The sequence below is a fragment of the Phenylobacterium sp. genome, assembly GCF_037138395.1.
GTDB lineage: Bacteria > Pseudomonadota > Alphaproteobacteria > Caulobacterales > Caulobacteraceae > Phenylobacterium.
Genome location: NZ_JBAXIM010000080.1, coordinates 1 through 11457 on the forward strand (window position 1 = coordinate 1; position 11457 = coordinate 11457).

11 protein-coding genes are annotated in these 11457 nt (G+C 67.3%); 8 read left to right on the forward strand and 3 right to left on the reverse strand.

What is annotated here, in order from left to right; all coding sequences use genetic code 11:
* From WCJ52_RS07885 to WCJ52_RS07895, 3 genes are all read left to right on the forward strand, one after another.
* The coding region (locus WCJ52_RS07885; RefSeq protein WP_336902758.1) for an ABC transporter substrate-binding protein at positions 1–897 on the forward strand (897 nt) is incomplete at its 5' end.
* Between the two features lie 56 nt (positions 898–953).
* Positions 954–1718 (forward strand): SDR family NAD(P)-dependent oxidoreductase, encoded by a 765-nt coding sequence (locus tag WCJ52_RS07890; RefSeq protein WP_336902759.1) that lies wholly within the window; start codon positions 954–956, stop codon positions 1716–1718.
* Positions 1719–1738: 20 nt separating this feature from the next.
* The gene (locus WCJ52_RS07895; RefSeq protein ID WP_336902760.1) at positions 1739–2602 is read left to right on the forward strand and encodes a crotonase/enoyl-CoA hydratase family protein; all 864 of its coding nucleotides are present in this window, start codon (positions 1739–1741) and stop codon (positions 2600–2602) included.
* Here the strand turns inward: WCJ52_RS07895 and WCJ52_RS07900 are convergent, their stop codons facing one another.
* Positions 2603–3022: a DUF1330 domain-containing protein gene (locus WCJ52_RS07900; protein ID WP_336902761.1), complete on the reverse strand. Its 420-nt coding sequence runs from the start codon at positions 3020–3022 to the stop codon at positions 2603–2605.
* Between the two features lie 20 nt (positions 3023–3042).
* Positions 3043–3945 (reverse strand): haloalkane dehalogenase, encoded by a 903-nt coding sequence (locus tag WCJ52_RS07905; protein ID WP_336902762.1) that lies wholly within the window; start codon positions 3943–3945, stop codon positions 3043–3045.
* Between the two features lie 136 nt (positions 3946–4081).
* Here WCJ52_RS07905 and WCJ52_RS07910 point away from each other — a divergent pair, with 136 nt between their 5' ends.
* From WCJ52_RS07910 to WCJ52_RS07930, 5 genes are all read left to right on the forward strand, one after another.
* Positions 4082–5167 (forward strand): MBL fold metallo-hydrolase, encoded by a 1086-nt coding sequence (locus tag WCJ52_RS07910; RefSeq protein WP_336902763.1) that lies wholly within the window; start codon positions 4082–4084, stop codon positions 5165–5167.
* A gap of 15 nt (positions 5168–5182) precedes the next feature.
* Positions 5183–6208 carry a glutathione S-transferase family protein gene (locus WCJ52_RS07915; RefSeq protein ID WP_336902764.1) on the forward strand — a complete coding sequence of 342 codons (1026 nt, stop codon included), beginning with the start codon at positions 5183–5185 and terminating at the stop codon, positions 6206–6208.
* Positions 6205–6792, forward strand: a complete 588-nt coding sequence (locus WCJ52_RS07920) for a TetR/AcrR family transcriptional regulator (protein WP_336902765.1) — start codon at positions 6205–6207, stop codon at positions 6790–6792. Before WCJ52_RS07915 ends, WCJ52_RS07920 begins: the two co-directional genes overlap by 4 nt.
* A 72-nt stretch (positions 6793–6864) precedes the next feature.
* Positions 6865–7746, forward strand: a complete 882-nt coding sequence (locus WCJ52_RS07925) for a lysozyme inhibitor LprI family protein (protein ID WP_336902766.1) — start codon at positions 6865–6867, stop codon at positions 7744–7746.
* Positions 7747–7750: 4 nt separating this feature from the next.
* On the forward strand, positions 7751–9121 hold the full coding sequence (locus tag WCJ52_RS07930) for an amidase family protein (RefSeq protein WP_336902767.1): 1371 nt from the start codon (positions 7751–7753) through the stop codon (positions 9119–9121).
* 3 nt (positions 9122–9124) lie between these two features.
* Here the strand turns inward: WCJ52_RS07930 and WCJ52_RS07935 are convergent, their stop codons facing one another.
* Positions 9125–11248: a TonB-dependent siderophore receptor gene (locus tag WCJ52_RS07935; RefSeq protein WP_336902768.1), complete on the reverse strand. Its 2124-nt coding sequence runs from the start codon at positions 11246–11248 to the stop codon at positions 9125–9127.
* Between the last annotated feature and the right edge of the window lie 209 nt (positions 11249–11457).

Consider the following 11457-nt stretch of genomic DNA (forward strand, 5'->3'; position numbering starts at 1 on the left):
TCGGTGATGGCTGAGCGTCGGGTCGCCCGCGGCGAACTGGACCTGAACACCAATTTCCAGTCCAGCCGGGTCCAGCGCCTGCGAGACACCCTTCCAGGCTATGTCCGGACCTATCCGGCCCTCGCCATCTCCTACATCGCGCTGAACGCCGAGGGCGTGCCCGCCTTCCGGGACATCCGGGTGCGGCGCGCCCTGTCGATGGGGGTCGACCGGGATTTCATCACCGGCAAACTCATGCGGGCCGGTCAGAAGCCCGCCTACAGCTTTGTCCCGCCCGCGACGGCGGGCCATGGCGAGGGCGTGCGACTGAAGTGGGCGGACATGCCGTTCCCGGAGCGCCAGGCCGAAGCCCGCCGACTGCTGGCCGAGGCCGGCTATGGCCCCGGAAGGCCGCTGACGGTGGAGATCAAGGTCCCCAACTCGCCGGACTCCCTGCTTCTCTCTCAGGCCGTCGCCGCAGACTGGACCACTCTGGGGCTGAAGGTCTCCACCGTCCAGAATGAGGGCCAGATCGCCTTCGCCGCCTACCGCCAGAAGGACTTCCAGGTCGGCATGATGAACTGGTACGCAGACTTCAACGACCCCCTGACCTTCCTTGGCCTGTTTCGTTCGGACACCGGTCAGCAGAACTATTCCGCCTACGCCAATCCCCGTTACGACGCCCTGCTCGACAGGGCTGACCTTGAGCCGGATTCCCGGAAGCGCGGGAAGCTGCTGGCGGAGGCCGAGCAGCTGATGCTGGATGAGGAGGGAACAATCCCGGTCTTCCAGGTGGTCAGCCGGGCCCTGATTTCGCCCCGGGTCACAGGCTGGACCGACAATGTCGAGAACTTCCACCGCGCCCGGTGGGTCTGCGTGAAGCCCAGCGCCGTCGGCGTTTCGCCCGGTCAGCATTGACAGCCGAGCCCCGCCCCGCCTTGCTGGGGCCAGACCGGATCAAGGAGGGCAGACCCATGGACTTCAACCTGCAGGGCAAGGTCGTGCTGATCACCGGCGGGTCCCGGGGCCTGGGACGCGCCATGGCCCAGGCCTTCGCTGAGGCCGGCGCTAACCTGGCCATTGTCTCGCGCAAGCTGCCGGCCTGCGAAGACGCTGCCGCCGAACTGGCGAAGCTGGGGGTCGAAACCTTCGCCCACCGCTGCCACGTGGCCAACTGGGACGAGATCGAACCCATGGTGGACGCCGTCTACCGGCGCTTTGGCCGCATCGACGTGCTGATCAATAATGCAGGTATGTCGCCCCTCTATCCCTCCCTGGAGGAGGTGACGGAGGACAACTTCGACAAGGTCATCGGGGTCAACTTCAAGGGCCCCTTCCGGCTCTCCGCCCTGGTGGGCGCCCGGATGCACCGGGGAGACGGGGGATCGATCATCAACATTTCGAGCATCGCCTCCCTTGAAGCCTCGCCCTACGCCCTGCCCTATGCCGGAGCCAAGGCGGCGCTGAACGTCCTGACCACCGGCTTTGCTGCCGCCTACAGCCCGAATGTCCGGGTCAACACCATCTGCGTGGGCCCCTTCGCCACCGACGTGGCCGAGCACTGGGGCGATCCACCGGACCATGCCAATCCCGGCTGGACCAAGGGTGGCATGCGGGTCGGCCTGCCCACGGAGATGGTCCCCGCCGCCCTCTGGCTCGCCAGCGACACGTCCAGCTTCACCAATGGCGCTCTCATCCGCATCGATGGCGGGCCTGTCCGCGCCCGCCTCCGCCCCTGATCCTGAAAGGCCAGATCATTATGCCCAGCTCCACGCCCACCTTCGAGACGATCCTTTATTCGGTGGAGGATCACATCGCGACCATCACCCTGCACCGGCCAGAGCGGATGAACGCCTGGACCCTTCAGATGTGCAACGACCTCCAGGCCGCCTTCGACCTGACGGACAGGGATGACGATGTCCGGGCGGTCATCGTGACCGGCGCGGGCCGGGCCTTTTGCGCAGGCGCCGACCTTTCCGGCGGCAGCCAGACCTTCGGTGCGGCAAAGCCCGACAAGGATACGCCGATCCGCCGCGACACGGCGGGCCTCGTCACCCTGCGCATCTTTGACAGCCTAAAGCCGGTGATCGGCGCCATCAATGGCGCGGCGGTGGGCGTGGGCGTGACCATGATCCTGCCCATGGACGTACGGATCGCCTCGACCGACGCCCGCTTTGGCCTGGTCTTCAACCGCCGCGGGATCATCATGGAAGGCGCCTCTTCTTTCTTCCTGCCCCGCCTGGTTGGCATGCCGGCCACCCTGGACTGGATCTATTCCGGCCGGCTCTTCCCAGCCTCAGAAGCCCTGGAGAAGGGCCTGGTAAGTGCCCTCCATCCACCGGAGTCGTTGATGGACGCTGCCCGCGCCCTGGCACACGAGTACGCTGACAACACGGCGCCGGTCTCCAGCGCCCTGACCCGGCAGCTGTGCTGGCGCATGCTTGGCGCCAGCCATCCCATGGAGGCGCACCGGGCCGAGAGCCGGGCCCTTATGGCGCGCGGGGGATCCGAAGATGCGGTAGAGGGCGTAAAGAGCTTCTTTGAGAAGCGTGCCGCCAATTTCTCCGATCCAGTCTCGAGCCTTCCGGACGTCTTCCCGAACTGGGTCGACCCGGAGTTCTGATCACTCGAACCCGGCGCCAGCCTTGGTGCGGATGTTGAGCTGCCCTGCCAGGCCCGCCTTTCGGTGGTGGTCGATCTTGCCCATGTCCTCGGACATGGCCATGGCGCGGAAGGCGGCCAGGGAGGGATATTCGGCCAGGCCGACGGCGTCCCACAGGTCCTCAACCTCGCCGATCATCAGGCTGGTCACCCGGCCGGAATAGCGGATGCGCCCACCCAGGGCCTCGACAAGCTTGCTTACGGCGGCACCGTAGAGGGCATAGGCCTCAGCGCCGGTCAGGTGGCTGTTGGAGCCGTCCTCGTATTCAGCCTTTGGCCTGAACTTCAGCAGGTTGACCATGACGAAGGGCCCGTCCTCCTCGGCGGAGAAGAAGGCCATGGCCTGTTCGGGGGGCGGATAGATAGCGTTGACGACCTTCATGGGAAGTTCTCCGGTTTCGATCAGCGGGTGCGCCGGACCATATCGTCCAGCAGGTCGGCGATGGTGGCAGGGCAGTCTTCCTGGAGGAAGTGACCGCCGGAAAGGATGATGTGAGCCTCGCCCTGGGCACCGGGGACGCGGGCCTTGAAGGCCGTCTCGCCACCCTTTGTGACAGGGTCATTGTCGCTGAAGGCGGTCAGGAAGGGCTTTTCGAAGGCTTCCAGCACCTTCCAGGCCGCCAGGTTCTCGGCCACCGAGCCGTGCTCCGCCGTGATGGGCACCAGGGTGGGGAACTGGCGGGCGCCTTCCTTGAAGGACTCGTCCGGGAAGGGGGCGTCGTAGGCTGCGACCTCTTCAGGCTTGAGCTCCCGGGTGGTGCCCATGTTCACGATTCCGCCGACGGGCATGACCGGGATGGTCTGGGACATGTTCAGCCAGGCTTCGAAGCCGGGGCTGGAGCCGCCGCCGACGGGCAGGCCGGTGTTCCCGATGATCACGCCAGCAAATCGTTCCGGGAAGGCGGCGACGAGGCGCAGGCCAATCAATCCGCCCCAGTCCTGGCAGAACAGCACCGCACCCTTAAGGTCGACGCCCAGGAGCCACTGGCTCATCCAGTCCACGTGGCGTTCGTAGGTATAGTCATCGCGCGAGGCGGGCTTGTCGGACCGGCCGAAGCCGATGAGGTCCGGGGCCAGGACCCGGTGGCCCTGGGCGACCAGCAGGGGAATGATCTTGCGGTACAGGTAAGACCAGGAGGGCTCGCCGTGCATCAGCAGTACGGGCGTGCCGTCCCGGGGACCTTCATCTACGTAGGCGAGCCGCAGGGCCGCCCCATCGGGGCCCTGGATATTTTCGTAGTGCGGCACAAACGGCCAGTCCAGAAGGCCCGAGAAGCGTTCGTCGGGGGTTCGCAGGACCTGCATTCCATGCCTCCAGAGGGCGATGCGCCCCGGTTCCAGTTGACAGTCCCGCCGAGGCGGGAAACTAATGGCAATAGCCGTGCCATTATCAATTCCACCGGTCAAGCACCGGAGGCGACGGCAGAGGAGACCCTACGCCATGAAACGCTTCCTCTTGGGACTTGGGGCCGCTCTCATGCTCCTCCTGGCGGGCGCCTGGCTGATGAGGGGCGAGATCGCGGTCCGCCTGATGGGCCGGATCTACGACCGCGCCATGGCGGCCTCCCCGGCAGACGGCCTGCCCGATGGCCTTCACGTCACCCTGTGCGGCTCGGGCTCGCCCATGCCGGATCCCTCAAGGGCCGGGCCCTGCACGGCGGTCCTGGCAGGTCAGCGACTCTTCATCTTCGATGTCGGAGCCGGGTCGGTCCGAAACCTGTCCCTGATGGGGCTTTCGCCATCCCGGGTCGAGGGCGTCTTCCTGACCCACTTCCATTCCGATCATATCGACGGCCTGGGCGAGCTCATGCTCCAGCGTTGGGCAGGGTCTGGTGCGACCGCACCCCTGCTCGTCCACGGACCCACAGGCGTGGAGACTGTCGTCAGCGGCCTGATGACCGCCTACGGGCTGGACCGGAACTATCGCATTGCGCACCACGGCGAGGCGGTGACCCCGCCTGCGGGTTTCGGCGGTCAGCCGGTTGCCTTCGACGCGCTTTCCGGCGCCGATGACGTCGTCCTCATCGACGAACCGGACCTGAAGATCCGCGCCTTCCCGGTCGATCATGCCCCGGTCTCACCGGCGGTCGGCTACATCATCGAGTACAAGGGGCGTAAGGCCGTGATCAGCGGCGACACCGACATATCGCCCAATGTCGAGCGCGCTGCGCGCGGGGCGGACCTGCTTGTGCATGAGGGTCTCTCCCGCCGCCTGGTGGGGATCCAGCAGGCCGCTGCCCGCAAGGCCGGGAAGGCCAACCTGGCGAAGATCCTCGGGGACATCACCACCTACCATTCCGATCCGGAAGCGGTGGCTGCCCTGGCTGCGAAGGCCGGCGTGAAGACCCTGGTCTTCACCCACATTGTCCCGCCCCTGCCTCTGCGAGCCCTCGAAGGTCCCTTCCTCGGCAAGAGCCGCAAGGTGTTCAAGGGCGAGATCCGGGTCGGCCAGGACGGCGATATGTTCACCCTTCCGGCGGGTTCCAAGGACATCCAACGCACCAACCGGCTCAAGCGCTTCTTCTAACCAGGACCTCCGCCCATGACCGACCCCGTCGCCCTCTCTGGCGCCCCCGGATCGCCCTATACCCGCAAGATGCTGGCGGTCCTACGCTACCGCAGGATCCCGTACCGCTTCCTGGTTGTCTCAAACTCGGCCCTGGCGGACCTGCCGAGGGCCAAGGTGCCGCTGCTGCCGACCTTCTACCTGCCGGGGGTGGACGGGGCACTGGAGGCCGTGACGGACTCTACGCCCCTCATCCAGCGTTTCGAGCGGGAACACACAGACCGCAGCCTCATCCCTGGCGATGCCGCCCTGGCCTTCCTGGACGCCCTGATCGAGGACTATGCTGACGAGTGGCTGACCAAGGCCATGTTCCACTATCGCTGGGCCTACGCGGCAGACATCGCCAAGGCCTCGGCCATCCTTCCCTGCTGGCGAGGGCTGTCGGTCCCCGACGCGGATCTGGCCGAGCGCGGGCGGGCGGTCGCCGAGCGGCAGATCGGCAGGCTCCGCTATGTCGGGTCCAACGCCGTCACCGGCCCGATCATCGAGGCCAGCTACAAGCGCTTCCTTGGGGCCTTCGAGGACCATCTTCGGGTCCTGCCCTACCTGATGGGGCACCGGCCGGGTGCCAGTGACTTCGCGACCTACGGCCAGCTCACCCAGCTTGCGGAGTTTGATCCCACGCCCGCCGCCCTGACCCTGTCGGTCGCCCCGCGCGTCACCGCCTGGGTGGGCATGATGGAGGACCAGTCCGGCGTAGAACCTGGCGACGGAGACTGGATCGACCCGGCGAACCCGCCGCCGACCCTGAAGGCCCTGCTTGCCGAGATCGGACGCGTCTACACGCCCGTCATGCTGGCCAATGCCCGGGCCGTGATGTCGGGTGCGGCGGAAGTCCTGGCCGAGGTCGACGGCCAGCCCTGGTCGCAGCAGCCCTTCCCCTACCAGGCCAAGTGCCTGAAGGCCCTGAGGGACGCCTACGCCGCGCTCGCCCCGGACGCCCGGGCGGTGGTGGATGTGGTCCTTGACGGAACCGGCTGCGAGGCTCTTCTGGCGGGATGACCTCCGAGCCCGAGGAGACGGATGGCCGACGCCAACGCGGTCTCGACAGCCGCGATCGCATCGTCGAGGCCATGCTGGAACTCATGCGGGAGGGAGAGGTCGCCCCCGGGGCGGAACGCGTGGCGTCCCGGGCTGATGTCGGTCTGAGGACAGTCTTCCGCCACTTCCGGGACATGGACAACCTCTACGCCGAGATCAGCAGGACCATCGAGGGCGAACTCGCGGACCTGGTCGCCCGTCCCCTGGCATCGGGCGATGAATCGGGCCGGCTGGTTGAACTGGCGTCCCGGCGGGCCGAGGCCTATGAGCGCATTTTTCCCTTCAAGCACGCCTCGACAGCGCACCGTCACCGCTCTGACTTCCTGGCCCGCGACCACGCCCAGATGGTCTCAAACCTGCGGCAGGCCCTCGCCAGGGACCTGCCGGCGGCGTGCGCAGATCCAGGTCGGATGGAGGCCCTCGACCTCGTGATGAGCTTCGAGGCCTGGTCCCGGCTCCGGCGCGAGCAGGGCCTTGCGCGAGATGAGGCCCTGGCCGTGATCCTCGCCGCCGCGGCGGCCCTCCTGCGCCCTGCGGGGACCTGAAGCCGCTTTTGCAACCGGTTAAGGACTGGACCCTACGGTTTTCCTCGCGAGAATGGCTTGGAGAGCAAAGACATGAAGTCCATCACGATCCTTCCCGTTCTGGCCCTAGGTGCCCTTTTCTCCAGCTGCGGCGTCGCCGCGACGGACTGCGCGAGTGACTCCTCCCGCGAGGTGATCACCGCCATCGTCCGGGAGCAGGTGGAAAAGGCCGCAGAGGCCGAGCTGGCGTCTGAGGATGGGACCCGCATGTCCGCCGCATCGAAGATCCGCGCGACCATCGCCGAGCTGAAGGTCCTGATAGAGGACGTCCGGACCACCAAAAAGGACCCCGACAGCACCAAGCGGTTTTGCGCTGGGACCGCCAAGGTCGTCATTCCCCTGGCGATGATCCAGGACGCTGACCAGACCCGCAAGCTGCTGGACTTGTCCAATGTGGACAGCCTGCTGGAAGAGGCCGGCCTGAAGCGCTCGGCGGACGCCTTGACCTTCGACCTCGAGTACAGCGTCCAGCCTACCGACAAGAAGGACAAGATCTACGGCGAGGTTGAGGGTGCCTCACCCAAGTTTGCCGCCCTCGGCCAGGTGGTCGGCGCCCACCTCGCCCGAAACGAGATCGAGGGCGCCAGCAAGGCCCAGGCCGCACGAGTGGCCGCCGCCGACGCCGAGACGGCCAAGCAGACCGAGGCGGCCCAGAAGGCGGACCTCGACATGGCCGCGGCCGAGAATAAGTTGGCAAACCAGCAGATCAACGCGGTCTGGAAGGCGCTCCCCGAGGACGCCCGCAACCCGCTCCTGGAGATGCAACGCGCCTGGGTCCGAAAGAAGACGGCGGACTGTAATATTGAGGCCGCGGGCGTCTCGACCGAGGCCCTGCCAAAGGAAGCGGCGCGCCTTCGGTGCGACACGCGCTTCACCACTTCGCGCATCTCAGAACTCCAGTCCCTGATGGAATGACCTCATGATTGACCTTTCGACGGCTACGGCAACGGACGCCCTGGACGCCCTCGCCCGGGGCTCCATCACCAGCGAGGCGCTCCTCACCGCCCAGCTGGAGCGCGTCGAAAAGTTCAATCCAGTCCTGAACGCCGTCGTGGCCATGGACCTGGACGGCGCGCTCAGGGATGCCCGTGCCGCCGACGAGGCCCGCCGTCAGGGACGGCTGATGGGCCCGCTGCACGGCCTGCCCATGACCATCAAGGACATCTTCGCCACCCGGGGCCTGGTCACGACCTCGGGGCATGTTCCCCTGTCCGACTACAGGCCGGAAGCCGATGCGCCCGCCGTGGCGGCGCTGAGGGCGGCGGGGGCCGTGGTCTTTGGAAAGACCAACCTTCCGGAGTTCGGCGGGGACATCCAGAGCTACAACGACATCCATGGCCTCTGCCGGAATCCCTGGAACCCGGATCGGACCGCCGGCGGATCCTCCGGAGGGGCAGGCGCTGCCCTAGCCTCCGGCATGACGCTTCTGGAACTGGGCAGCGATATCGGCGGGTCCATCCGCGTGCCCTGCCATTACAACGGGGTTTTCGGCCATAAGCCCACATGGAACGCCGTCGACCGCTTCGGCGAGAGCCCGCGCCCACCGGTCTGGGCCCACGCCCTGATGGACCTGGTGGTGGCCGGTCCGATGGGACGCTCCGTTGCGGATGTGCGCCTGGGACTGGACGTCCTGACCGCGATCACCACCGGCGGAATCCCCGGTGCCCGCCTGCCGCCTGCCTCTCCCCGCTCGCATTCGGCCCTGGGGCTGAGGGTCGCCATCCATGTCGAGGACCCGGCGGCGCCGACGTCGGCGGCGTGCAAGGCGGCCGTCCGAGAGGTCGGCGCCCGGCTGGCCGCGGCCGGGGCTCAGGTCACAGAGCCCGGCCTGCCAGGTCCGGACCTGGCCGAGCAGAACGTCCTCTACCGGGACCTCCTGAACGCCGCCATGTCGCCCGGCTACGCCGCCAGCCACCAGGAGTGGAAGGCGGCGGACGAGCGGCGGCACAGGCTGAGGGCGGACTATGCGCGCTTCTTCCAGGACCATGACGTCCTGCTGGCGCCTATTGCCCCGACCGCCGCCTTCCCGCACGTGACCGAAGGGTCGATGGGATCCCGGAAACTGACCGTGGATGGCGTCGAAATCTCCTATCTGAAGCATCTGGTCTGGGCGGGACTGCCGACCCTGCCCGGACTGCCCGCCACCGCTGTCCCCGTCGCCCTGTCGGACGAGGGCCTGCCCATGGGGCTCCAGGTGATCGGACCCCTCTGGGCCGACCAGACGACCCTGGCCGTCGCCGGCCTGATCGAGACCCTGAACGGCGGCTTCCGCCCGCCCCCCGGCTACTGAGGCTCAGAACCCCCGGGAGACCGAGACCCGAACCGTGCGCGGTGCGCCCGGCTGGATGTTGTTGTCGCCGTGGCTGGTGGGGCTCCAGGCAATGTCGCCCAGGTTCTCGACATTGAGCTGCAGGCGATAGTCCTCGCCTACCCTCAGGAAGACCGCGCCGTCGACCCGGGTGAAGCCCGGCAGGGTTACCGCATTGGAGATCGAGGCGAACATGTCGCCCTGATGCACAACACCGAGGCCGAGGGCGAGCCTCGGCGTGACCTCGACCTTGTTCCAGAACGAGGCGGTGAAGTCTGGGGTCAAGGCGGCGCGGCGGCCCGCAGGCGCAGCTGCGGTCTGGCGGGTGATCCGGGCGGACTGGACCGCCAGTGTGGCCACGGTCTCCCACCGGTCTGTGACCTTGCCGCTGAGCCCGAGCTCCAGGCCCGTGCTCCTCTGGGCGCCGGTCTGAACGACGCGACCGGGGTTGAGCGGATCCGGCGCCTGGGTGTTCTCGCGGTCCAGACGGTAGGCTGCACCAGTGGCCATCAGGCGCGGACCGAGGTCGATCTTGAACCCGGCCTCCAGGTTCTCGAAGGACTCGGGCTTGAGGGTTTCGGTAGACAGCGAAAGGCCCGCGAACTGGTCGCCCGAAGCCGGCAGGCTGGACACCGAATAGCTGGCATAGATGGACAGGGGCTCGACCGGCCGGACCACGACGCCCAGCCGCGGAGACCAGATTCGGTCAGTCCGCGAGAAGTCCCGCCGACCGGTGACCAACGCCCGCTCGTCTCGCAACTCCAGGCTGAAGACATCGTAGCGCAGGCCGGCGATGAGCTGGACCCGGGGGCCGAGGTCCGCCTGGACCTGGCCGAAGGCCGCCGCCACATCTGCGACGCCGGAGTTGTGCCCGTCGGAACCGGCGTTGGCATAGGCGATGACCAGGTTGCGGCGGGTCGGGTCCTGCACGGAGACCCCCGCCAGGGTCGTCGGCCCGGTCGGACCGCCGAAGCGGCCGGTCTCGCGCAGGTTGCGGGTCTCCTGCCGCCCCAGCTCCACGCCCGCTACGAACGTCCGCCGCGCGCCCTCCCCGCCCAGGGTCCAGACCATGTCGGTCTGGCTGAACAGGTTGGTCCGGTCGGTGAAGCTCCGATAGGCCTGCAAGGGGTAGGTCGAGGCCTTGCCCTGGGCGTCGGCAACCGCCGAGCCCGAAGCGTAGACATTGCCGTAGCCCTTGTCGTAGCCGCCCCAGACCGTTCGGTGGCGCAAGGTCAGATGGTCGCGGAGCGGCAGGTCGAAGGCCAGCCGGGCGGAGTCCGCCTCGACCCGGGACCAGCTCTGGGTGGGGTCGCCGAAATAGGCACCAACGGGAATGGGGAGGGGCCGGCCCTGAAAGGCGGGGGCCCCGCGGTCCGTGGTGCGGTCATCGACGAAACGCTCGAAGGACAGGGTAGCCGTGAACCCTCCCTCCCCCTGGTAGGTCGCCGAGGGGTTCACCCCCCAGCGTTCGACATTGACGAAGTCGCGATAGCTGCCGGACCGCTCGTGCAGCAGGTTGATCCGACCGGAAAGCTCAGGGGTCAGGGCCGCGCCGAGATCACCCACCACGCGCCGGTGCTCGAAGTCCCCACCCTCGAGGCTGAGCCCGACGTGGCGGCGGCCATCGGCTACCCGGGTGACACGATTGATCACCCCGCCCCCGCCGCCCCGGCCAAAGATCATGGCGTTGGGGCCCAACAGCACCTCGACCCGCTCGGCATTGTAGAGGTCGCGGTAGTACTGGACATCGTCCCGGACGCCATCGACGAAGAAGTCCGCCGTGGAGGCATTGCCCCGCAGGCTTGGGGCATCACGGTGCCCCTCGCCCTGGCCGATGGTGGCGCCCGGAATGTAGCGCAGGACATCGGCCATGGACTGCATGGCCTGGTCTCGGATCAGCTGGGACGAGACCACCCCGACGGACTGCGGAACATCCCGGAGATCCGTGGCGATGCGAAGGGCCGTGTCGAGCCGGTCGGGCAGATAGCCCTCCTCGGCTGGCGCGGTGACGACCAGGGTCGAGACCTGCGCGGCCTCATCCTCGGCCCGCGCCGAACCCACGCCGAGGGCGAGGGATGCAAGGACGAAGGCGAAGTTTAGGAAGCGCATGAAGGGCCTGACTAAGATGCGAATGATAATGATAATCGCTCCTAATAACTTTTACTCACAGCGTAAATGCGAATTATTCGCAAAAATGGAAATTCGTCTCCTAGGCCTTGCCTTGCCTGCGTCTCCGACCGACCTAGGGCTCTGATGGACTCTCCCGCTCTTTCCCTGCCCTGGCGACATCCGCTGGAGGCCTTCGTCAGCCTTCGGGA

Bases quoted from the DNA above. Each gene is read 5' to 3' on its own strand.
- WCJ52_RS07890 (WP_336902759.1), top strand. From the start codon at position 954: ATGGACTTCAACCTGCAGGGCAAGGTCGTGCTGATCACCGGCGGGTCC.
- WCJ52_RS07895 (WP_336902760.1), top strand. From the start codon at position 1,739: ATGCCCAGCTCCACGCCCACCTTCGAGACGATCCTTTATTCGGTGGAG.
- WCJ52_RS07900 (WP_336902761.1), bottom strand. From the start codon at position 3,022: ATGAAGGTCGTCAACGCTATCTATCCGCCCCCCGAACAGGCCATGGCC.
- WCJ52_RS07905 (WP_336902762.1), bottom strand. From the start codon at position 3,945: ATGCAGGTCCTGCGAACCCCCGACGAACGCTTCTCGGGCCTTCTGGAC.
- WCJ52_RS07910 (WP_336902763.1), top strand. From the start codon at position 4,082: ATGAAACGCTTCCTCTTGGGACTTGGGGCCGCTCTCATGCTCCTCCTG.
- WCJ52_RS07915 (WP_336902764.1), top strand. From the start codon at position 5,183: ATGACCGACCCCGTCGCCCTCTCTGGCGCCCCCGGATCGCCCTATACC.
- WCJ52_RS07920 (WP_336902765.1), top strand. From the start codon at position 6,205: ATGACCTCCGAGCCCGAGGAGACGGATGGCCGACGCCAACGCGGTCTC.
- WCJ52_RS07925 (WP_336902766.1), top strand. From the start codon at position 6,865: ATGAAGTCCATCACGATCCTTCCCGTTCTGGCCCTAGGTGCCCTTTTC.
- WCJ52_RS07930 (WP_336902767.1), top strand. From the start codon at position 7,751: ATGATTGACCTTTCGACGGCTACGGCAACGGACGCCCTGGACGCCCTC.
- WCJ52_RS07935 (WP_336902768.1), bottom strand. From the start codon at position 11,248: ATGCGCTTCCTAAACTTCGCCTTCGTCCTTGCATCCCTCGCCCTCGGC.